22 protein-coding genes and 1 pseudogene are annotated in these 20627 nt (G+C 68.5%); 10 read left to right on the forward strand and 13 right to left on the reverse strand.

All coding sequences use genetic code 11. From position 1 onward, the window contains the following. The coding region (locus tag ACT6XY_RS14960) for a hypothetical protein (protein ID WP_444749124.1) at positions 1–515 on the reverse strand (515 nt) is incomplete at its 3' end. A 383-nt stretch (positions 516–898) separates the two neighbouring features. Here ACT6XY_RS14960 and ACT6XY_RS14965 point away from each other — a divergent pair. Next, the gene (locus tag ACT6XY_RS14965; protein ID WP_444749125.1) at positions 899–1657 is read left to right on the forward strand and encodes an outer membrane protein; all 759 of its coding nucleotides are present in this window, start codon (positions 899–901) and stop codon (positions 1655–1657) included. An 18-nt stretch (positions 1658–1675) separates the two neighbouring features. On the opposite strand, the gene ACT6XY_RS14970 is transcribed toward ACT6XY_RS14965, so the two are convergent. Next, positions 1676–2179 carry a tRNA (cytidine(34)-2'-O)-methyltransferase gene (locus ACT6XY_RS14970; RefSeq protein ID WP_444749126.1) on the reverse strand — a complete coding sequence of 168 codons (504 nt, stop codon included), beginning with the start codon at positions 2177–2179 and terminating at the stop codon, positions 1676–1678. A 313-nt stretch (positions 2180–2492) separates the two neighbouring features. Here ACT6XY_RS14970 and petA point away from each other — a divergent pair, with 313 nt between their 5' ends. The 4 genes from petA (at position 2493) to ACT6XY_RS14990 (ending at position 6271) form a co-directional block, all read left to right on the forward strand. Further along, positions 2493–3038: a ubiquinol-cytochrome c reductase iron-sulfur subunit gene (gene petA / locus ACT6XY_RS14975; RefSeq protein ID WP_444749127.1), complete on the forward strand. Its 546-nt coding sequence runs from the start codon at positions 2493–2495 to the stop codon at positions 3036–3038. Between the two features lie 26 nt (positions 3039–3064). After that, positions 3065–4381 carry a cytochrome b gene (locus ACT6XY_RS14980; protein ID WP_444749128.1) on the forward strand — a complete coding sequence of 439 codons (1317 nt, stop codon included), beginning with the start codon at positions 3065–3067 and terminating at the stop codon, positions 4379–4381. Positions 4382–4407: 26 nt separating this feature from the next. Continuing rightward, positions 4408–5247, forward strand: a complete 840-nt coding sequence (locus tag ACT6XY_RS14985) for a cytochrome c1 (RefSeq protein WP_444749129.1) — start codon at positions 4408–4410, stop codon at positions 5245–5247. Positions 5248–5395: 148 nt separating this feature from the next. Next, positions 5396–6271 carry an S-methyl-5'-thioadenosine phosphorylase gene (locus ACT6XY_RS14990; protein ID WP_444749130.1) on the forward strand — a complete coding sequence of 292 codons (876 nt, stop codon included), beginning with the start codon at positions 5396–5398 and terminating at the stop codon, positions 6269–6271. A gap of 4 nt (positions 6272–6275) precedes the next feature. Here the strand turns inward: ACT6XY_RS14990 and ACT6XY_RS14995 are convergent, their stop codons facing one another. Next, positions 6276–6509, reverse strand: a complete 234-nt coding sequence (locus ACT6XY_RS14995) for a hypothetical protein (protein ID WP_444749131.1) — start codon at positions 6507–6509, stop codon at positions 6276–6278. Positions 6510–6643: 134 nt separating this feature from the next. Between ACT6XY_RS14995 and ACT6XY_RS15000 the strand changes: the two genes are divergently transcribed. Together ACT6XY_RS15000 and ACT6XY_RS15005 are read left to right on the forward strand one after the other, a co-directional pair. Further along, positions 6644–7183 (forward strand): adenine phosphoribosyltransferase, encoded by a 540-nt coding sequence (locus tag ACT6XY_RS15000; protein WP_444749132.1) that lies wholly within the window; start codon positions 6644–6646, stop codon positions 7181–7183. A gap of 147 nt (positions 7184–7330) precedes the next feature. Further along, positions 7331–8542 (forward strand): sensor domain-containing phosphodiesterase, encoded by a 1212-nt coding sequence (locus ACT6XY_RS15005; protein ID WP_444749133.1) that lies wholly within the window; start codon positions 7331–7333, stop codon positions 8540–8542. A 12-nt stretch (positions 8543–8554) separates the two neighbouring features. Here the strand turns inward: ACT6XY_RS15005 and ACT6XY_RS15010 are convergent, their stop codons facing one another. From ACT6XY_RS15010 to ACT6XY_RS15030, 5 genes and pseudogenes are all read right to left on the reverse strand, one after another. Then, entirely contained in the window at positions 8555–9016 is a 462-nt protein-coding gene (locus tag ACT6XY_RS15010) for a MaoC family dehydratase (protein ID WP_444749134.1), read from the reverse strand. Between the two features lies 1 nt (position 9017). Further along, positions 9018–9485 carry a MaoC family dehydratase gene (locus ACT6XY_RS15015; protein WP_444749135.1) on the reverse strand — a complete coding sequence of 156 codons (468 nt, stop codon included), beginning with the start codon at positions 9483–9485 and terminating at the stop codon, positions 9018–9020. A gap of 437 nt (positions 9486–9922) precedes the next feature. Further along, a complete protein-coding gene (gene ychF, locus ACT6XY_RS15020; protein ID WP_444749136.1) occupies positions 9923–11020 on the reverse strand; it encodes a redox-regulated ATPase YchF in 1098 nt (365 codons plus the stop codon). Between the two features lie 64 nt (positions 11021–11084). Then, the gene (gene pth, locus ACT6XY_RS15025; protein WP_444749137.1) at positions 11085–11708 is read right to left on the reverse strand and encodes an aminoacyl-tRNA hydrolase; all 624 of its coding nucleotides are present in this window, start codon (positions 11706–11708) and stop codon (positions 11085–11087) included. Positions 11709–11741: 33 nt separating this feature from the next. Then, a pseudogene (locus tag ACT6XY_RS15030) lies at positions 11742–12435 on the reverse strand (50S ribosomal protein L25/general stress protein Ctc). A 262-nt stretch (positions 12436–12697) separates the two neighbouring features. Between ACT6XY_RS15030 and ACT6XY_RS15035 the strand changes: the two are divergent. Next, positions 12698–13186, forward strand: coding sequence for a hypothetical protein (locus ACT6XY_RS15035; protein ID WP_444749138.1), 489 nt, complete (start codon positions 12698–12700; stop codon positions 13184–13186). 4 nt (positions 13187–13190) lie between these two features. Here ACT6XY_RS15035 and ACT6XY_RS15040 read toward each other — a convergent pair whose 3' ends face one another. Beyond that, a complete protein-coding gene (locus ACT6XY_RS15040) occupies positions 13191–15554 on the reverse strand; it encodes a YfhO family protein (RefSeq protein WP_444749139.1) in 2364 nt (787 codons plus the stop codon). Positions 15555–15861: 307 nt separating this feature from the next. On the opposite strand from ACT6XY_RS15040, the gene ACT6XY_RS15045 reads away from it, so the two are divergent. Then, the gene (locus ACT6XY_RS15045) at positions 15862–17274 is read left to right on the forward strand and encodes an ATP-binding protein (protein ID WP_444749140.1); all 1413 of its coding nucleotides are present in this window, start codon (positions 15862–15864) and stop codon (positions 17272–17274) included. Positions 17275–17285: 11 nt separating this feature from the next. Here ACT6XY_RS15045 and ACT6XY_RS15050 read toward each other — a convergent pair whose 3' ends face one another. After that, positions 17286–17831 (reverse strand): hypothetical protein, encoded by a 546-nt coding sequence (locus ACT6XY_RS15050; protein WP_444749141.1) that lies wholly within the window; start codon positions 17829–17831, stop codon positions 17286–17288. A gap of 160 nt (positions 17832–17991) precedes the next feature. Between ACT6XY_RS15050 and ACT6XY_RS15055 the strand changes: the two genes are divergently transcribed. Beyond that, complete coding sequence (locus tag ACT6XY_RS15055) at positions 17992–18423, forward strand: nuclear transport factor 2 family protein (protein WP_444749142.1); 432 nt, start codon at positions 17992–17994, stop codon at positions 18421–18423. Between the two features lie 4 nt (positions 18424–18427). Here the strand turns inward: ACT6XY_RS15055 and ACT6XY_RS15060 are convergent, their stop codons facing one another. The 3 genes from ACT6XY_RS15060 to ACT6XY_RS15070 form a co-directional block, all read right to left on the reverse strand. Continuing rightward, complete coding sequence (locus tag ACT6XY_RS15060; protein ID WP_444749143.1) at positions 18428–18700, reverse strand: hypothetical protein; 273 nt, start codon at positions 18698–18700, stop codon at positions 18428–18430. A 122-nt stretch (positions 18701–18822) separates the two neighbouring features. Continuing rightward, positions 18823–19092 carry a hypothetical protein gene (locus tag ACT6XY_RS15065; protein WP_444749144.1) on the reverse strand — a complete coding sequence of 90 codons (270 nt, stop codon included), beginning with the start codon at positions 19090–19092 and terminating at the stop codon, positions 18823–18825. A gap of 246 nt (positions 19093–19338) precedes the next feature. Next, positions 19339–20541: a pyridoxal phosphate-dependent aminotransferase gene (locus tag ACT6XY_RS15070; protein ID WP_444749145.1), complete on the reverse strand. Its 1203-nt coding sequence runs from the start codon at positions 20539–20541 to the stop codon at positions 19339–19341. Between the last annotated feature and the right edge of the window lie 86 nt (positions 20542–20627).

The following is a 20627-nucleotide window of genomic DNA, read 5'->3' on the forward strand; positions in this document are numbered from 1 at the left end:
GGGTCCGCCGCTGTGGCGGGCGCCGCCGCGGGCGGCTGGCCGGCCTTCTGCACGGCGGCGAAGACCGGCGGCAGGTCGGCCGGGGGGAGGGCCGGATAGTCGAGGACGGGCGGCATCGCCAGCAGCCGCTCGCGCTCGATCAGCCGGCGGGCGACGTAGGCGGTGATGCGCTCGGCAACCGCTGCCGGGTCGGGGCTCTCGACCATGACCCGGCGGCCCTCGCGCGTGTCCTGCAGGAAGCGGTAGCTGCGCTTGTCGCGCGCCATCTCGACGAAGGCGATCATGTCGATCCACAGGCGCGGGGTCGCGCCGGGCGTAACCGCGACGTCGAACAGGTCGACGCCGCGGGGAATGTCGGCCAGCACCGGCTTCAGCCGATCGTGCAGGATGTCGAGCCGGGCGATGTCGGCTTCGCGCAGGGCGACGACGACGCCGGTGCGTTCGGCCTCCTCGATCCGGATGGCGCGGATCGTGTCGGTGAGACCGGGGCGGGGAGAGGCTGGCTTGGGGTCCATGGGAACCTCGCGAAGGCGGTGCCGGACAGGCCGGCCGTGGTTAAGGATCATTTAAGCATGCCGGCGCCCGTGCCCCAAATCGCCGGCGGGCGTTGTCCCGGGGTTTCCTCGGTGAGGCCCCGGCGTCCGGACGGCGCCCATCTGCTGACCCTGCGTGAGTGGCTTTGAGGCGACACCGACCAACCCGTCGAACGGGCCTTCCACCACCTCGGTACCGACCACCCATACCTCGCTACCAAGGCACGAAATTGGCGGGTTGCGCGGCCGCCAAGGCGCTGTCACCCCTGCAATTGTTTCGTGCAACGGGAACCACCTTTGGGGGAAGGGGTTCTGAACTCTGGTAGCCGGGGTCTCGTCCCCGCGCTCTTCAAGGGACGACACAGATGAAAAAGCTGCTCCTTGCCGGCGTCGCCGCCGCTGCTCTCTCCACCACCGCGATCTCGTCCGGGGCGCTCGCCGCCGATCTCGGCTCGCCCCGCATGCCTGTGGCCGAAACCGCGGTCGTCGTTCCCACCGCCTTCTCCTGGTCGGGCTTCTACGGCGGTGTCCACTTCGGCTACGGCTGGGGCCGGTCGAACTGGGGCTTCAGCCCGTCGGGCACCTCCGTCTCGCCCTCCATGGATGGCGTCTTCGGCGGCGGTCAGCTCGGCTTCAACTATCAGATCAACAACTTCGTCCTCGGTATCGAGGGTGATGCCTCCGCCGCTGACCTGAGCGGCTGGCGCGGCTGCCCCAACCCGGCCTTCACCTGCGCCTCGCGCGCCAACTTCCTCGGCTCGATCCGCGGTCGTATCGGTTATGCCTGGGATCGTACCCTGGTCTACGCCACCGGTGGTGTCGCCTTCGGCCAGTTCCGCAACCGCACCTATGATGCGGCGACCGTCACCCAGGTGGGCGCCTTCAGCAACTCGCGTGTCGGCTACGCTCTCGGCGCCGGTCTCGAGTACGCCTGGACCCCGAACGTGACGACCAAGCTCGAGTACATGTACTACGACTTCGGCTCGTCGACGCAGCTCGCCGGGGCCGGCTCGCTCGATCCGACCGGCTTCGACAGCACGCGCATCCGCAACAACGTGCACACCGTCAAGATCGGCCTGAACTACCTGTTCTCGACCGGTCCGGGCGCCATGACCCGTTACTGATCGTCGCCCGTGCGCCGATCACGCGAAAGGGCTGCCCTCGGGCAGCCCTTTTTCGTTTCGGACAGGCGGGAAGCCGCCGAGCTGACGCAGAGCCTCTCCCGCCACCATCGCGGTGGCGACGGCCACGTTCAGCGACCGCATGGCCGGCTGCATCGGAATGAGGATGCGGCCGTCGGCGGCGGCGTGGACCTCGGGGGGGACGCCGGCCGATTCGCGGCCCGCCATCAGCATGTCTCCCTCGCGGAACGCGAAGTCGGCATAGGGGAGGGCGCCGCGGGTGGTCATCAGGACGAGCCGCCGGCCCTCATGGCGGCGCCGCGCCTCGAAGGCGGCGAAGTCGTCGTGCCGGGTCCACTGGACATGGTCGAGGTAGTCCATGCCCGACCGGCGAAAGGATTTGTCGGAGACGGGAAAGCCCGCCGGCTCGACGATGTCGACGCCGAGGCCCAGGCAGGCGGCGAGCCTGAGGATCGTTCCGGTGTTCTGGGCGATGTCGGGCTGGTACAGCGCGATGCGGATCATGGGTGCAGAATGCCCGATGAGCGAACCCTTACGGAAGAGCCCCGGCGCCGGTTCACCCGATCAGACGAAGGTGCGATGCGGCGCAATGCCATGTTCACAAGGGCGCACTGGACATCACCTTATAACGGTGCGAATAAGCGACGCCGATCAAGGTTCCCGCGCGGATTCCACCAGGCCCTTCAGGGCCATTTCGGCGTGGCGGCGCCTCCCCTGAAGGCTGCCGCGCGCCGGTCGGGTGGCGCGGCAGCGCTCTTCGCGCGGTCGGCGCGATCTGGCCTCCGTGACGGGCCGACGAGCGAAAGGACGACGAGAAGTGGCAAGCGTTCAACATTCCGAGGGTGATCGCCGCGATTTCCTCTACCTCGCGACCGGGGCGGCTGCGGCCGTCGGCGGCGCTGCGGCGATCTGGCCCTTCATCAGCCAATTGGCGCCTGATGCCGGAACCGTTGCCGCCGGCGCGCCTATCGAGATCGACCTCGCGGCCATTCCCGAAGGCGGCCAGATCAAGATCCTGTGGCGCGGCAAGCCCTATTTCGTGCGCAACCGCACCGAGGCCGAGGTCAAGGCGGCGCGGGACGTCGACGTGAAGACGCTGCGCGACCCGCAGCCGGATTCGGCTCGCGTCCAGGAAGGCCACGCCAAGTGGCTGATCACTGCCGCCAACTGCACCCATCTCGGCTGCGTGCCGCTGGGCAACCAGGGCGACTACGGCGGCTGGTTCTGCCCCTGCCACGGCTCGCACTTCGACACGTCGGGCCGCATCCGCAAGGGTCCCGCCCCGACCAACCTTCCCGTTCCGCAGTACACCTTTGTTAGCGACACGCGCATCCGCATCACGGGTGCGGCGGCGACCGCCTGACGCCCGGATCCAGAGGTAACTCGACCATGCAGGGTCATTCGCACTACGTACCGACCTCGGGCATTGGCAAGTGGATGGACACCCGTCTTCCGCTGCCGCGTCTGGTCTATGACAGCTTCATCGCCTACCCGGTCCCCCGGAACCTGAACTATTTCTACACGTTCGGCGCCATCCTCTCTTTCATGCTGGTGTCGCAGATCATCACCGGCGTGGTGCTGGCGATGCATTACACCGCCCATGTCGACCTCGCGTTCAACTCGATCGAGAAGATCATGCGCGACGTCAACTACGGCTGGCTGCTGCGCTACCTGCACTCCAACGGCGCCTCGATGTTCTTCATCGCCGTCTACGTGCACATGTTCCGCGGGCTCTATTACGGGTCCTACAAGGCGCCCCGCGAGGTCCTGTGGATCCTCGGCGTCATCATCTACCTCCTGATGATGGCCACCGCCTTCCTCGGCTACGTGCTGCCCTGGGGCCAGATGTCCCTGTGGGGCGCCGTGGTCATCACCAACCTGTTCTCCGCCATTCCCCTGGTCGGCCCGACGATCGTCGAGTTCCTCTGGGGCGGCTACTCGGTGGACAACCCGACGCTCAACCGCTTCTTCTCGCTGCACTACCTGCTGCCGTTCATGATCGCCGGCGTCGTGGTGCTGCACGTCTGGGCGCTGCACGTCACCGGCCAGAACAACCCGACCGGCGTCGAGGTGAAGGACGTGAAGAAGGACACCGTGCCCTTCACGCCCTATGCGACGCTGAAGGACGCCGTCGGCCTGATCTTCTTCCTGATCCTGTTCATGTGGTTCGCCTTCTTCCAGCCGAACTATCTCGGCCACGCGGTGAACTACGTGCCGGCCGACCCGCTGGTGACCCCGCCGCACATCGTGCCGGAGTGGTACTTCCTGCCCTTCTACGCGATCCTCCGCGCCATCACCTTCGACATCAACCTGATCATCTTCACGATCCCCTCGAAGCTCGGCGGCGTGCTGGCCATGTTCGCGGCCATCGCCGTGCTGGCCTTCCTGCCCTGGCTCGACACGTCGAAGGTCAAGTCGACCGCCTACCGGCCGCTGCACAAGCAGTTCTTCTGGGCCTTCGTGGTGGTCTGCGTGATGCTCGGCTGGCTCGGCTCGAAGCCCGCCGAATATCCCTACACGGTGCTGTCGCTGATCTTCACCGGCCTGTACTTCGCCTACTTCCTCGTCGTGCTGCCGCTGCTCGGCCTGTTCGAGACGCCGCGCCAGCTTCCTGCCTCCATCGCCGATGCGGTGCTGGGCAAGGCGAAGAAGGGCGGCGCGCCGGTGACGGCCGGGGCTGCGGCTGCGCCGCAGACCAAGGGCTGAGGCGAGAGAGAGCTTAAGGATCCACGATGATGAAGCGTTTCTCTCTCCGCATGGCGGCGGCCGGCCTCACCGGCCTGGTCATGGCCTCGCTCGCCCCGGCGCAGGCCGCCGAGCAGCTCGCCCCGCCGCGTCATACCTGGTCGTTCGCCGGTGTCTTCGGCACCTTCGACCGGGCTCAGCTGCAGCGCGGCTTCCAGGTCTACAAGGAGGTCTGCTCTGCCTGTCACGGCGTGAACCTCCTGTCCTTCCGCAACCTCTCCCAGAGGGGCGGGCCCGAGTTCACGGCAGCCCAGGCTGCCGCGATCGCCGCGGAGTGGACCCACAAGGTGCGCGAGATCGGCGACGACGGCCAGCCGGCCGAGCGCACGCCGCGCCTTGCTGACCGCATTCCCGGACCGTTCCCGAACGTCAAGGCGGCCGAGGCTGCCAATGGCGGCAAGGCTCCTCCGGACCTGACGCTGATGCCCAAGGCCCGCTCCTACGAGCGGGGCTTCCCCTGGTTCCTCACCGACATCTTCACGATGTACCAGGAGCATGGCGCCGACTACGTGAAGGCCTTCCTCACCGGCTACGAGGAGGGTCACGAGTCGCCGCCCGGCACCCACTACAACAAGTACTATCCGGGCAACTTCGTCGGCATGCCGAACGTGCTGCAGGACGGCCAGGTGACCTATTCGGACGGTACGCCGCAGACGGCCCGGCAGTATGCCGCCGACGTCACCGCCTTCCTGATGTGGACGGCAGAGCCGCACATGGAGCAGCGCAAGCGCATTGGCTTCCAGGTCATCCTTTTCCTGCTGGTGCTGGGTGGCCTCACCTACTTCACCAAGAAGAAGGTCTGGAAGAACGTCGAGGGGCACGCCTGAGGGCGCACCTCCACGAGGACTTGACGAAGGGCCGCGCGAGCGGCCCTTTTTCATGGCGCGCCCGTCTTCACCGGGACGGTCGCGTCATGCAGGCTTCGCACGAATCCGGTCCGTGCGCGGACGGAACCAGCGGGATGGGAGAGGCAGGATGACCAGAGCCGTACTGGGCGTGATCGGAGGCTCCGGCATCTACGACCTGCCGGGTCTCGAGGGCCTCGAGGAGGTCCCCGTCGCCTCGCCCTGGGGCGAGCCGTCCGACGTGCTGCGCCGCGGCCGGATCGGCACCACCGAGATCGTTTTTCTGCCGCGCCATGGCCGCGGCCATCGCTACAGCCCCTCCGACATCAACTACCGCGCCAATATCGACGTCCTGAAGCGGGCGGGGGTCACCGACCTCGTGTCGCTGTCGGCGGTCGGCTCTTTCAAGGGTGACCTGCCGCCGGGCCATTTCGTGCTGGCAGACCAGTTCGTCGACCGCACCTACCTGCGCCCGTCGAGCTTCTTCGGCCGTGGCTGCGTCGCCCACGTCGCGTTCTCGCATCCGGTGGCGCCGCTGCTGCAGAAGCGGATCGCCGCGGCGGCGGAGGCGGAGGGCATTGCCCATCAGGTTGGCGGCACGGCGGTGTGCATGGAGGGCCCGGCCTTCTCGACCATGGCCGAGAGCCTGTTCCACAAGGGGCAGGGCTGGGACCTCATCGGCATGACCTCGATGCCCGAGGCCAAGCTCGCCCGCGAGGCGGAGATCTCCTACGCCTTCGTCGGCATGGTGACCGACTTCGACGCCTGGCACGAGGAGGTCGGCCCGGTGGACGTGTCCCAGGTCATCCACCACCTGCACTCCAACGCCGACAAGGGCCGACGGCTGGTGGCGCGGCTCGCGCGTGACTTTCCCGCCGAGCACGAACCCTGCCCGATCCATTCCGACAGGGCCCTGGAACACGCCGTCATCACCGCGCCGGAGCACCGCGATCCGGCGCTGACGGCGAAGCTCGACGCCGTCGCCGGCCGGGTGCTGTCGCGCTGAAGGCTCAGAGCCAGCCGAACGGGCCGCCCATGCCGTAGCGCCAGGCGCCGAAGCCGAAGAAGAGGATCGCGCCGATCAGCTTCACGACCAGCCCGACCGCGATGAGCGCCGGGATCGCGGCCAGCGCCGCCTTGAAGAAGAAGCCGACGAGCCTGGTGAAGGGCACGTCGATCGCCGTGACCGTGATCGGTGTCGGCTGATAGGTGACCGGGGCGGCCGGCGCCTGGGGCATGGTCATCGTGTCTCTCCGTTGCGCGGGCGGAGGCGCCGCCACTTTTCGCGCGCCCCGCCGTCCCGCTAGAGTTAGAAAGGGCGCGGCCGCCGCGCCAATGAATTCGCGGTAAGGTTTCACCGCCGATGGAGACGGGACGCATGGCCGAGGACGAGGACCTGAAGGCGACGGTGAGGACGATCCTGGACTATCCCAAGCCCGGCATCATGTTCCGCGACATCACCACGCTGCTCGGCAATGCGCGCGCCTTCCGGCGGGCGGTGGACCTGCTCGTCCATCCCTATGCCGGCGGCAAGATCGACCAGGTGGCGGGCATCGAGGCGCGCGGCTTCATCCTGGGCGGCGCCATCGCGCACCAGCTGTCGGCGGGGTTCGTGCCCATCCGCAAGAAGGGCAAGCTGCCGCACCAGACCGTGCGCATGGCGTATGCGCTGGAGTACGGCACCGACGAAATGGAGATCCACGTCGACGCCATCCGCCCCGGCGAGAAGGTGATCCTCGTCGACGACCTCATCGCCACCGGCGGCACGGCGGAGGGCGCGGTGAAGCTGCTGCGCCAGATCGGTGCCGAGGTGGTGGCCGCCTGCTTCATCATCGACCTGCCGGACCTCGGCGGCGCCGACAGGCTGCGCGCCATGGACGTGCCGGTGCGCACGCTGATGGCCTTCGGCGGCCATTGAGGACCAAAAATGGGCCCGCTTTGCCGCGGCTGGGACACTTTTTCCACCTGCCTCTACGTTAAGCCGTGGTTAGCCCGATCGACCTAGCGTGCGGGTCAGTCGGTGTTTCCCAACGGGGCATGTGAAATGGCATTGCTGGATGGGATCGTGACCGCGAGCGCGGACGCGTCAGGAGCGGTCGGGCTGGTGGCGCGGTCGCTGGAAGCGGTGCGCCAGCACCTCGGCATGGAGGTTGCCTACATCTCCGAGTTCGTCGGCAACGACTCGGTCTTCCGCGTCGTCGATGCGCCAGGACTCGAAGCGCTCATCAAGCCGGGCGACTCCCGCTCCCTCGACGACGTCTACTGCCGTCACATCCTCGCCGGGCGCCTGCCGGAACTGATCCCGGACACGTCCGTCCTGCCGCTCGCCGTCGCCATGCCGATCACCCGCGCGGTGCCCATCGGGTCCCATGTCAGCGTGCCGATCCGGCTCGAAGACGGCTCGGTCTACGGCATGTTCTGCTGCCTCAGCCCCCAGACCAATCCCAGCCTCAACGCCCGCGACCTGCAGGTGATGCGCGCCTTCGCCGACATCGCAGCCGGCGAAATCCGCCGCGAACGGCAGTCCGAGGTCGAGGCCGAGGCGAGACGCGCGGGCATCCGCCGCGTCATCGACGAAAGCCTGTTCGCCATTCATTTCCAGCCGATCTGGGATTTCCGCCACCGGGCGCCCGTCGGTTTCGAGTGCCTTACCCGCTTCAGCCCGGTGCCCGTCCGCTCGCCGGACAAATGGTTCGCCGAGGCTGCCGCGCTCGGCCTCGGCCTGGACCTGGAACTTGCCGCCATACGAGCCTGCGTTCAGGCGGCCGCCGGCCTGCCGGACGACGTCTATGTGGCCATCAACGCGGCCGCGGAGACGCTGCTGTCGCCGGGCCTCGCCGCCGCACTCGAGGGGGTGGATGGGCGCCGCTTCGTGCTCGAACTCACGGAACATGCCGCGGTCGCCGACTATCCGAGCCTCCTCGCGACGATCGAGACCTTTCGCGCCCGGGGATTTCGTCTCGCCATCGACGATGCCGGTGCGGGTTACTCCGGCCTCCAGCACATCCTCCGGCTCAAGCCGGACATCATCAAGCTCGACATGGCGCTGACGCGGGACGTCGATACCGACCCCGCCCGCCGGGCGCTGGCTGCGGCACTCATCCACTTCGCCCGCGAGACGGGCTGCCAGATCCTCGCCGAGGGTATCGAGACGGATGAGGAATACGCGACGTTGAAGCGCCTCGGCGTCGCCAAGGGCCAGGGTTATCACCTCGGCCGGCCGATGGTGCTGGCGGACGCCCTGGCGCTCTGTGCCCCGGCCGAGCAGGTGGCCTGAGGCACATCGGGCTCACAGTGGCACGAAGACCGAGCCATCGAAGGCGAACACCAGTTCGCCGTGCTGGTTCTCGCCGGTGTTCAGCGAGGAGACGAGGCCCCAGCCCGGCCGGGTCGCCAGCGGGCGCTTCGCCACGTTCTCGGTGTAGTAGGTGATGGTGTCGCCGGCGCGCACCGGCCGCGGCCATTTGAGGTTCTTGAAGCCGCCCGAGGGGCCGCTCGCCCGCGGCGGCAGGCCCTTCGCCGCGCGTTCGGCCGCCATGCGCTGCCACTGGTCCACCCGCATGCGCATCCAGACGCTGCCGGTATGCCAGCCGGAGGCGACCAGCCCGCCGAAATGGGTGGCCGCGCCGCCTTCCTCCGACAGATGGAAGGGCTGCGGGTCGTAATTGCGCGCGAAGGCGATGATGGCCTCTGGCGTGAAGATGTAGGAGCCGAGCCGCTCGCGCCGCCCCAGGACGATCTCGTCGAACATGTCAGGCCGCGTCCTGGTTGCGCCGGGCGAAGAAGATCGGGTTGGTCTGCTCCATCACCACCTGGCCCTTCTGGTTCATCAGCTCGAAGCGGAAGCGCACGACGCCGCGGTCGGGCTTGGAGGCGGAGGGCCGGGCGTCGAGGATGGTGCGGCGGACGGAGAGCACGTCGCCCGGGAAGACCGGGCGGATCCACTTCACCTCGTCGATGCCGGGCGAGCCGATGGAACTCGAGCCGTCCATGAAGTGGTCGAACATCATCCGCATGAGGATCGAGCAGGTGTGCCAGCCGGACGCGGCGAGGCCGCCGAGCATTGAGGCGCGCCCGGCCTCCTCGTCGAGATGGAAGGGCTGGGGGTCGAACTGGCCGGCGAAGTCGATGACCTCCTCCTTCGTCACCGCATAGGCGCCGAAGGTGGTGATCTCGCCGGGGATGAAATCCTCGAAGGCGGGGTAGGGGGCGGCTGTCATCGGGCATCCCGGGCGGTGGCTGTTCCGCCTTATGCCGGAAACGGAGGGTTTCGTCCCTCTGGACCTTCGGCAGGGTGGGGGGCGAGATGCGCCCAGTCGATTCCGCCGGAACCACAACGTCATGCCGGGCCTTGTGCCGGGCATCCACGAACTCTCACGGGGGGCGGTGGCCAAGTCGTGGATGCCCGGGACGAGCCCGGGCATGACGGGAAGCGGGGAGGGCGCGACGGCGCCGTGATACGCTGCCCGTCATCCCCTGCCGAGCGCAGCGAGGGGAAGGGGATCCAGGAGTTGGCGGATTGAACCCTGTCCACGCCTGCCGTCCGCTGCGCTGCGGTCGCGCCATCGGCCCCTGAACCCCCGTCCCTCGGCCTTCGGCCTCGCCAGGGGCGACGGATGGGACAATGCGGTGAACCGGGGCGGTTGCCCGGCCGCCCTCAGTTGGCGAAGCGGAAATGCAGCACGTCGCCGTCGGCGACCACGTATTCCTTGCCTTCGAGGCGGAGCTTGCCGGCATCGCGCGCGCCGGCCTCGCCGCCGAGCGCCGTGTAGTCGGCGAAGGCAATGGTCTCGGCGCGGATGAAGCCCTTCTCGAAGTCGGTGTGGATGACGCCTGCGGCGCCGGGCGCCTTGGTGCCCTTCGTGATGGTCCAGGCGCGCGCCTCCTTCGGCCCCACGGTGAAGTAGGTGACGAGGGCGAGGAGCTCGTAGCCGGCCCGGATGACGCGGTTGAGGCCCGGCTCGGCGAGGCCGACGGCCTCGAGGAAATCCTTCTGGTCCTCGGCCGCCATGACGGCGATCTCGCTCTCGATCTTGGCCGAGACGACGACGGCGCGGGCGCCCTCCGCCTTCGCCCGCTCGAAGACCTTGGCGGAGAAGCCGTTGCCCTGGTCGGCGGAGGCCTCCTCGACGTTGCAGACGTAGAGCACGGGCTTCGACGTCAGGAGGTTCAGCATTTCGAAGGTCTTGGCCTCCTCCGGCTTCACCTCGGTCATGCGGGCCGGGCGGCCGTCGCGCAGGTGGACGAGGGCGCGATTGATGAGGTCGACCTGTTCCTTGGCCTCCTTGTCGCCGCCCTTGGCCTTCTTCTCGAGGCTGACGACGCGCTTCTCGAGGCTTTCGAGGTCGGCCAGCATCAGCTCGGTCTCGATGGTCTCGATGTCGGCGATCGGGTCGACCTTGCCCTCGACGTGGGTGATGTCGCCGTCCTCGAAGCAGCGCACGACATGGGCGATGGCGTCGACCTCACGGATGTTGGCGAGGAACTGGTTGCCGAGGCCCTCGCCCTTGGAGGCGCCGCGCACGATGCCGGCGATGTCGACGAAGGTGATGCGCGTCGGGATGATCGTCTGCGACTTGCCGATGGCGGCGAGCTGGTCGAGGCGCGGGTCGGGGACCGCGACGTCCCCCACGTTCGGCTCGATGGTGCAGAACGGATAATTCGCCGCCTGCGCTGCCGCGGTCTGCGTCAGGGCGTTGAAGAGGGTCGACTTGCCGACGTTCGGCAGGCCGACGATGCCGCATTTGAAGCCCATGGAAGGTCCGATCTGAAGCTGTGGCGCCTTGTCGAATGCGAGGCGAGGGGTGTCAAGGGAGAGGTCAGGCTTTCGGCGCGTCCTTCGCCTCGCCGGGCCGCTTCACCTCGCCCCAGCCGCGGCCCTCCATGGCGAGGTGGATGCGGTTCTGGAAGGCCGGATCCTCTCCGGCGGCGAGCATTTCGGCATGGTCGGCACAGGCGTCGCAGAGATCCTCGACCCAGGGCATCTCGGCCTTGGCGAAGTCATTGAGCACGTAGGAATGGACGAGGGCCTTGTCGCCGGGATGGCCGATGCCCATCCTGACGCGGCGATAGTCGTTGCCGCATTGGGCGGTGATCGAGCGCAGCCCGTTGTGGCCGGCATTGCCGCCGCCGGTCTTGACCCGGAGCTTGGCGGGCGGCAGGTCGAGCTCGTCGTGGAAGACGACCACCTGGCCGAGCTCGATCTTGAAGAAGCGCATGGCTTCGCCGACGGCGCGGCCGCTCTCGTTCATGAACGTGCCGGGCATCAGCAGCAGCACCTTGTGCGGGCCTATCGCGCCTTCCGCGGTGAGGCCCTGGAAGCGCTGGCGCCAGGGACCGAAGCGGTGACGGCGATGGATCGCCACGGTCGCCATGAAGCCGATGTTATGCCGGTTGTTCTGGTACTTCGCCCCGGGATTGCCGAGGCCCGCCATGAGGATCATCGGGCCGTGTCCGTCACGTGCTGAGGACCTGTCTCAAACGACGAGGGGCGCCCCGCTTGAGGGCGCCCCGGTGCGGGAAACGTCAGGGGCGCGAGGCCCCGACGGATCACTTCTTGGCGGCGGGAGCCGCGGCAGCCGCGGGAGCGGCAGGCTCTGCCTCAGCCTCGGCCGGCGCCATGATCGAGAGGATCGTGACGTTTTCCTTGGTCGCCGGACGGGTGCCGGCAGGCAGCTTGATGTCGGTGATGTGGAGCGTGTCGCCGATCGCCATCTCCGAGATGTCGATCTCAACGCCGTCGGGGATGTTGTCGGCGTTGCACAGCAGCGACAGCGCATGGAGAACGAGGTTCACCGAGCCGCCGAGCTTCACGCCCGGCGAGGTCTCGGCGCCATGGACGTGGATCGGGATGTCGACGGTGATCTCGGCACCGGCGCCGAGGCGCAGGAAGTCGACATGGACCGGCGTGTCCCTGACGGGATCGAGCTGGTAGTCGCGCGGGATGACGCGGTGCTTCTCGCCGTCCACCTCGAGGGTGAAGACGGTCGACTTGAAGTGACCGGCGTAGATCCGCAGGTGAAGGGTCTTGTAGTCGAGCGAGATCAGGACGGGGGGCTTCTTGTCCCCGTAGATTACGCCGGGCACGCGGCCCAGACGACGTTCAGCGCGTGCGGCCCCCTTGCCGCCCTTCGCGCGGACCGTCGCCGACAACGTTTCGTTGGCAGCCATGGTCGTGTTCTCCAAAAGAAAAGGCCCGCGGCGGGAGCCTCCAGGGGTGCGGAGATGCCACGGGACCGGCGGCCTATAGCGGAAAAGGGGGGGAGGGGCAAGCGGCCGGGATTGCGCCCCTTGCAGGACAACCCGCTGCAACAATGGGTCCGGGGTGGCGCAACCGGATGGACACGAGGTGCTCCCACAGTCGAGGCTGCGGACATTCGGCGTCGGGCCGGAGTGACCCGCGGCAGTGCCCGGCGGGGCAGGGAGACATGACATGCGGACGGCGATGATCCTCGGGATGGTTCTGGCAGCGACGGGGGCCGAGGCCGGGCCGGTCTTCGACAGGCTGACGGGCGGGCGCGCCGGCGGGGACCCCTGCTTCGCCCGGGTCTATGACGCCGATCACCTCAGGAACAACCCGCGGCAGAAGGTGGTCCGCTTCCATCTGGTGCGGGAGCGGGTCGAGGTGGCGGAGGAGAACAATAGACAGCGTTTCACCGTGCGCCTCGGCTTCCGCCTGCGCGCCGACCGCGACACCTACGAGACCAACGCGGTCTGCACCGGCGGCGGCATGGCTGCGGACTGTTCCGGGGAGGGCGACACGGGGGCCTTCCGCATCGTCCTCGCCGGCGAGGGGCTGCGCGTCGAGGTGGAGCGCCTGGAGGTCGAGGGCGGGCGCGGCTCCAGCCCCGATCTCGCGCGCAGCGACGACCGCGTCTTCCTGCTGCGGCCGGTGGCGGCGTCGGCCTGCGCGGCGCGCTGAGGGCTTACTCGTCGCGGCCGAGGACGCCGTTGAGCGCCGCGGTCAGGTTCTCCAGCGACAACGGGCGGTAGGTGAAGACGACGCGGCTGGTGCCGGCCGGAACCTCGACGCCGCGGAACAGGATGTCGGCGCGCAGCAGCGGCTTTCGCTCGCCGTTCACTTCCACCTCCCAGCCGGGATACCAGGGCTCGTGCAGGGTGAGGACGGTGGAGACGCGGGCGTCGACGGCGATCTCCACACGGTCCGGGCGCCAGGCGGTGATCTCGGCCCTCCCGGGCGAGCGCAGCAGCGACTGCACGGCCGGAGCGAGCACGTTGGTCGGGCGGGCCGTGGCGGCGGGGGTCGGAGAGGCGCCCGCCGACGCGGCGGCCGAGGCCGTCGCCCGTGCCGGGCTCAGGTCGTCGTCGTCGTCGATCATCACCTCGGAGGTGCCGTTCAGCCGCGGGAACTGGCCGGCGTCGACGAAGGCGTCGGCATCGGCGACGCGCACGACGCTGGCGAGGGCGACGCGGGGGGCCGCATCCGGCAGGCGGTAGATCCAGGCGGTCGGGCCGGCCATGATCGTGTCCACCGTCGACCACTGGGCGAGGTGCGGCATCAGTTCGATCGGCCTGTCCAGCACGATGTACTCGATGCCCAGCAGCTTGCCGAGGTCGCAGCTGTAGCCGGGGAACGAGGTCGGGAAGCGGCGGTGGAAGACGGTGTAGGGGCTCTCGCCGGGCGCCACGAGCCGGTCGTATGAGCCGATGCGAAGCGGGTTGTAGCCGTTGGTGGCCTCGAGCCCGTAGACCATGGCGGCGTTCTGCCAGGGGCCGCCGAGGCCGACGATCTCGACGCGCGGGCGCGCGGCGGCGCCGTGGCGCTTCATCTCGCGTGTCAGCGTGGCGATGATCTGCGCATCGCGCCCGGCGGGCTTCTCGAGGAAGGCGTAGTAGGCGCGCGGCTCGGCATTGAGCGAGGAGCCGGCATTGCGCATCACCAGTTCGCCGGAGGTGAAGGCAACGGCGAGGCTGGCGGCGGCGAGGCGCAGACGCGGCGTGCGCGGCCAGGCGAGGAGCGCGGCGAGCGCGACGTAGATCGGCGCGACCTTGGCGATGGCGAGGGCCGAATCCCAGCCCTTGCCGGAGAAGGTCGAGAAATGGACGGCCCAGGCGAGCACGCCGACGACGGCGAGCGCGAGCGGCACGGCGACAAGCCGGTTCAGCCGCGGCAGGCCGTTGCGCACATAGTCCGCGACGAGGAAGCCGGCGAGATAGGCGAGCGCCAGCACGACGATGAAGAGGCCGCCGACGGGCCGACGGAACTGCGAGACGCCCGGGGCATACTGGAACAGCAGCGGGAAGAGGGGCGTGTAGCGGCCGAGGGCATAGCAGAGCCCGAGGAGGGCGATGGTGGCGAAGATGCGCCGGCCGGAGGCTACGAGGCGGCCGCCGGCGATGCCGTGCCAGAGCACGAGAAGGGCGGTGAGCGATCCGGCGAAGAGATAGTTGAACGCGCGATCCGTGCTGTCGATGCCGGGCCGGGTGCCGTGGCTCGGGCCCCAGTCACCGATCGCGCTCGGCTGCAGCGAGCCGAGAACGTCGGGCGCGATGAAGTTGGCGAAGTTGACCGGGTACCAGGACGAGGTCAGCGCATAGGCGAGGTCGATCGCCGGCCGGTTCGAGAAGGCCGCGAACTGGGCGGTGAGCAGCAGCGGGACCGCCATCAGCGCCGCGCCGAGCAGGGCCATCAGCAGGACGATCGGCAGGCGGGAGAGGAAATAGCGGCCCGGCTGCGGCTGGATCGCCACCTGCCGCGCGGCCATGACGGCGATGATCACGCAGAGCAGCATCGGCGTCTGCGTGCGGCCGAGGGCGATGATGACCGCGACCACGGTGAAGCCCACCGCCGCCATGATCGAGCGGCGGTCGAAGGCGATGTCCAGCAGCAGAAGCGCCAGGGGGAAGAGCCCGAAGGCGGTGATGATGCCGACATGGTTCATGCGGCCGGAGACGACGCCGCCGAGCATGAAGATGGACGCCGCCAGGACGGAGGCCGCCGGCGGCCAGCCGAGGCGGCGGCCATGGAAGACGAGGGCAAGGCCGCCCACGAGAAGATGAGCGAAGACGATGAAGTCGAAGGCGAACATCGAGGGTTCGGCGTCGAACCAGGCCCAGATCAGGAAGGGCGGCTGGAAGATCAGCGACTGCGGATCGGCGATGCTGGGGTGGCCGGCATAGTGGTAGGCGTTCCAGAACGGCGTCGCGCCGGAATGGAGCGCTGAGGCGAGGAACCGGAAGAAGGCGTAGAACTGGTTCTTGGAATCCCACGGCACGACGAGGTCGTAGAGCCACCACTGCATCCAGGCGGCGGTCCAGACGGCGGTCACGGCGAGGAGGGCTGCCCAAAGCCCGGCGCGGGGAGATCCCGCCAGCCGGCGCATCCACGTCGATACCGATGGGGCAGGCACGAGGGGAGACGTCGCGCCGGAATCCGTGGCACGGACCATGACTTGCGAAGACACTGAAAGCCCCCCGGGACCCGATGATGGCCCACGCCGCTCACTGAAACGTGATCGAACGTCCGTTTCAAGTGATTTGTGCATGGTCAGTGGCCAGAAACCACAAGCGAGATTTACCGCACGTGAACGGGACCCGGCTTGCGGCGCGGCGCGGCGGGGGTGATAAGCTCGGCTCATGTCGACCGTCGAGCGCGCCCGATCCACCCATGGCGGCCTCAGGGGCCTGATCGCCAACACGGCGTCCTGGCTCGGCGTGAAGGCAGAGCAGGCCGGCCGGCGCTTCAACGACCTCATGCCGAAGGGGCTCTACGCCCGCTCGCTGATCATCGTCATCGCCCCGATCGTCATCCTGCAGTCGGTCGTCGCCTACATCTTCATGGAGCGGCACTGGCAGCTCGTCACCCATCGCCTCTCGGCGGCGGTGACGCAGGACATCGCCGCCCTCATCGACGTTCAGCGCACCTATCCGCAGGATCGCGACTACGCCACCCTGCGCCGGATCGCGCGCGAGCGCCTGAGCCTGATGGTCGAGATCCTGCCTCCCGAGCCGCTGCCGCTGCCCGGGCCGCGGCCCTTCTTCGACGTGCTCGACGCGGCCCTGTCGCGCGAACTCGCCCTGCAGGTCGGGCGGCCGTTCTGGGTCGACACGGTGGGCAATTCGGCGCTCATCGAGATCCGTATCCAGCTCGAGGACGGCAAGATCATGAAGGTCTTCGCCCGTCGCGGCATGGCCTATGCCTCCAACAGCCACATCTTCCTCGTCTGGATGGTCATCGCCTCGCTGGTGCTGATCGGCATCGCCATCCTGTTCCTGCGCAACCAGATCCGGCCGATCCAGGCGCTGGCCTCGGCGGCGGAGGATTTCGGCAAGGGCCGCGACGTCGCCGGCTTCCGGCCGCGCGGGGCGAGCGAGGTGCGCAAGGCGGCGCTGGCCTTCATCGAGATGCGCCGCAGGATCGAGCGGCAGATCGACCAGCGCACCACCATGCTTGCCGGCGTCAGCCACGACCTGCGCACCATCCTCACCCGCTTCAAGCTGGAGCTCGCGCTGCTTCCCGAGGGGCCGGAGACCGAGGCGCTGCGCCGCGACGTGGACGAGATGGGACGGATGGTCGAGGGCTATCTGTCCTTCGCCCGCGGCGATGCCGGGGAGGCTCCGGCCATGACCGACATCGAGGCGTCGCTGCGCGACATCGGCGCCGATGCCGAGCGCACGGGGGCCAAGACGACGGTGTCCTTCCACGGCATGTCGACGGTGAAGGTCAGGCCCGACGCCTTCCGGCGCTGCATCTCCAACCTCGTCGTCAATGCGGCGCGTCACGGCGACACCATCGCCCTGTCGGGACACCGCGATCACCGCTGGCTGACGGTGACGGTCGACGACGATGGCCCCGGCATTCCCGCCGACCGGCGCGAGGACGTGTTCAAGCCCTTCCTGCGGCTGGACGACGCGCGCAACGTCGACGACGGGGGTTCGGGGCTCGGCCTCGCCATCGCGCGCGACATCGCCCGCTCCCACGGCGGCGAGATCACGCTGTCCGACAGCCCGCTCGGCGGTCTCAGGGTGACGGTGCGCGTGCCGGTCTGACGCTTCTCGGCTCAGGCGGCGGCGGAGAGATCCTCGCCCAACCAGCGGCGCTTCGCCGCCAGCACCACGTCGTGGGCGAAGAGCGACAGGTGGCCCGCGGTGATCGCCGCCGACAGCGCCATGCCGAAGAGCCAGTAGCCGGGCATGGAGGAGAGCGCGTTGGTGGGCGTGGGGATGCGCGAGGCCTGGTCGAGCAGCGGCTGCGCGAGGACCGACAGGACCACGAGGCCGGCCACGCCCGCCATGACGATGGCGGTGGAGCGGATGTTGGCGAGCGGCACGCTGGGGCCGAGCAAGGGGCGCAGCGCACCGACGAGGACGAGGGTCAGGACGACGGCCCAGGAGACCGCGTGCATGCCGGCATAGACCTGCGCCTCGAAGACGCGGTTCGCCGCGAGCAGCACGTCGACGCGGGCGGCGAGCGTGTCCGGCGACATCCAGAAGATGGCGAGGCGGTAGTGCGGCACGGGCTCGATCAGGCCCCAGCCCGTGGTCAGGGCGGCAAGGCCCGCCGCTGCGAGATAGATCCCGCAGAAGGTGATGACGAGGCGTCGCATGCCGATCTCCCGAAGTCCCGATCGGACCCTAGGAGCCGGGGGGTGCAGCGGCAACGACAAGGTTAAGAAGTGGTTAACGGCCGATCCCGTATCGGGCTTTCGGCGGAATTGCGGGCCAGGCGCAGAGGCCTAGCCTGTGGACAGCCGAAGGAGAGCGCCCATGTCGACCGCCGATCCCTCCGTAGCCGCCGCCATGCCGGAGGCGATCCTTCGGTGGCACGCCGTCGCCGAGGCGCGCGACGTCGCGGGGCTCGACACGCTGCTCGCAGAGGACGCGGTCTTCGAGAGCCCGGTGGTGCACACGCCCCAGGCCGGCAAGGCGCTGGTGACGCGCTATCTCGCTGCGGCCTTCGACGTGCTCAACAACGAGGCCTTCCACTATCCCGCCCAATGGTTCGGCGAGACCTCCGCGGTGCTGGAATTCGTCACCGAGATCGACGGCATCACCGTCAACGGCATCGATATGATCAGCTGGAACGCGGATGGGCGGATCACGCATTTCAAGGTGATGATCCGGCCCCTGAAGGCGATCAACCTCGTGCACGAGAAGATGCGCGAGAGGCTGATGGCGATGGGGCCGCGGCCCGCCTGAGCGATCAGCGCAGGCAGGCAGTGGGGGCGGAGACCGCCTGGCCGGCCGGGCGGAACTTCAGCACTGCAGAGCCACCGAGAAGCTGGCCGTTCGGCACCCAGTCGCCGGCGACTGTCATGGCGGGCGGGTTGGCCGTGCAGAGGCAGGCGCCGCAGTAGGTGACCGGGCGCGCGCCGAGGGACTGGGCGGGCGACTGGCCGGGCGAGGAGGCCTGGGCCGAGGCGGCGAAGCCTGCGGCGAGGACGAGGGCGGCGGTGGCGGTGCGGATGAGGGACATGGTCTGTCTCCGGGTGGGCGGCGCTGGTTTTCCGGCCGCTGGACGATGAACTTGACCATGGGTCGCAGCGAAGCCGCCGCGGGTTCAGAGCGGCGGTCACTTTTTTCGCGAGGGAAGGATGATCAGCCTGCGGGGCTGGCACGCCGGCAGGTCGAGGCGGCCTGAAGGGCGGGATCGCGGGGATGGTAGCGCAGCGTCACGCGGTCACCCATGCGGCCGGAGGGACGCCAGTCACCGGGCATGCTCATCTCGGGCCTGTCCTCGTCGCAGAGGCAGCCGGTGCAATAGAGGACGAGGGTCGCCTGGTGACGCGGTGCGTCGCCGGCAAGGCCCATGGCCCCGGCGATCGCAAAGCCTGCGGCAGCAAGCGTGGACAGTGGCGAGACGGGCATTGGAACGGCCCTCCCGGAGCGTTGACCGCGTTGACAACAGCGCGAAAGGGTTAAGGTTCCCTTAAGCCGCTGCGCGTGTGTTGGACATCCCGGCGAGAGGCGCCGTGTCGCCTGGGATCGTCACGAAGAGAGGCCCTGGAGCCACCCACTTGGACATGGGTCGCGGCAGGTCGCGAGAAGGTTCAACAAAAAACCCGCCCCGGTGAAGGGGCGGGCTTCTCGGCCGGCACGGATGCGGCGTGAGGCTCAGCGCAGCTCGGCGCAGAACTTCTGGATCTTCTCGCAGGCGGAGGTCAGCACTTCGGTCGATTCCGCGTAGGAGAGGCGGAAGGCCGGACCCAGGCCGAAGGCCGAGCCGTGGACGATGGCGACGCCCTCGCTCTCGACGAGCTCCATGGCGAAGTCCTCGTCGGTGGCGATCACCTTGCCGGCCGAGGTCTTCTTGCCGATCACGTCCTTGATCGAGGGATAGACGTAGAAGGCGCCCTCGGGCGTCGGGCAGGAAAGGCCCTTGGCCTGGTTCAGCATCGAGACCACGAGGTCCCGGCGCTGCTCGAAGGCCTTGCGGCGGACGGGGATGTAATCCTGCGTGCCGTTGAGGGCCTCCACAGCCGCCCACTGGGAGATGGACGAGGTGCCCGAGGTCTGCTGGCCCTGGACGAGGTCCATCGCCTTGATCAGGTGCTCGGGGCCGGCGGCGTAGCCGATGCGCCAGCCGGTCATCGAATAGGCCTTCGACGTGCCGTTCATGGTGAGCGTGCGCTCGTAGAGCGAGGGCTCGACCTGGGCCGGGGTGGTGAAGGTGAACTCGCCGTAGACGAGGTGCTCGTACATGTCGTCGGTGAGGATCCAGACCTGCGGGTGCTTCATCAGCACGTCGGTCAGCGCCTTCAGCTCCTCGCGGGTGTAGGCCGCGCCCGTCGGGTTCGACGGCGAGTTGAAGATGAACCACTTGGTCTTCGGCGTGATCGCCTTGTCGAGGGCCTCGGCGGTGAGCTTGTAGTTGGTCTCCGGGCCGGCCGAGACGAAGGTCGGCGTGCCGCCGCACAGCGCCACCATCTCGGGATAGCTGACCCAGTAGGGGGCGGGGATCAGCACCTCGTCGCCGGGGTTCAGCGTCGCCAGGAAGGCGTTGAACAGCACCTGCTTGCCACCGGTGCAGACGATGGCCTGCTGCCACTTGTAGTCGAGGCCGTTCTCGCGCTTGAACTTGGCGACGATGGCCTGGCGCAGCTCGGTGATGCCGGAGACGGGCGTGTATTTGGTCTTGCCCTCGGCGATCGCCTTGACGGCGGCCATCTTGATGTTGTCCGGCGTGTCGAAGTCCGGCTCGCCGGCGGAGAGCGAGATCACCTTCTTGCCCTGCGCATTCAGGTCACGGGCCTTCTGCGCCATGGCGATGGTGGCGGAAGGCTTCACGCGCTTCAGGGCGTCGGCAAGAAAGGCCATCGGTCGACTCCGTCGAGTTTGAAAATCCCCGAAGGCGCGTTATGACCACGGCAATCCTATTCCGCGGCGCCTCGGCGTTCCGGCGG

Source organism: Phreatobacter sp. (assembly GCF_052440005.1).
GTDB lineage: Bacteria > Pseudomonadota > Alphaproteobacteria > Rhizobiales > Phreatobacteraceae > Phreatobacter.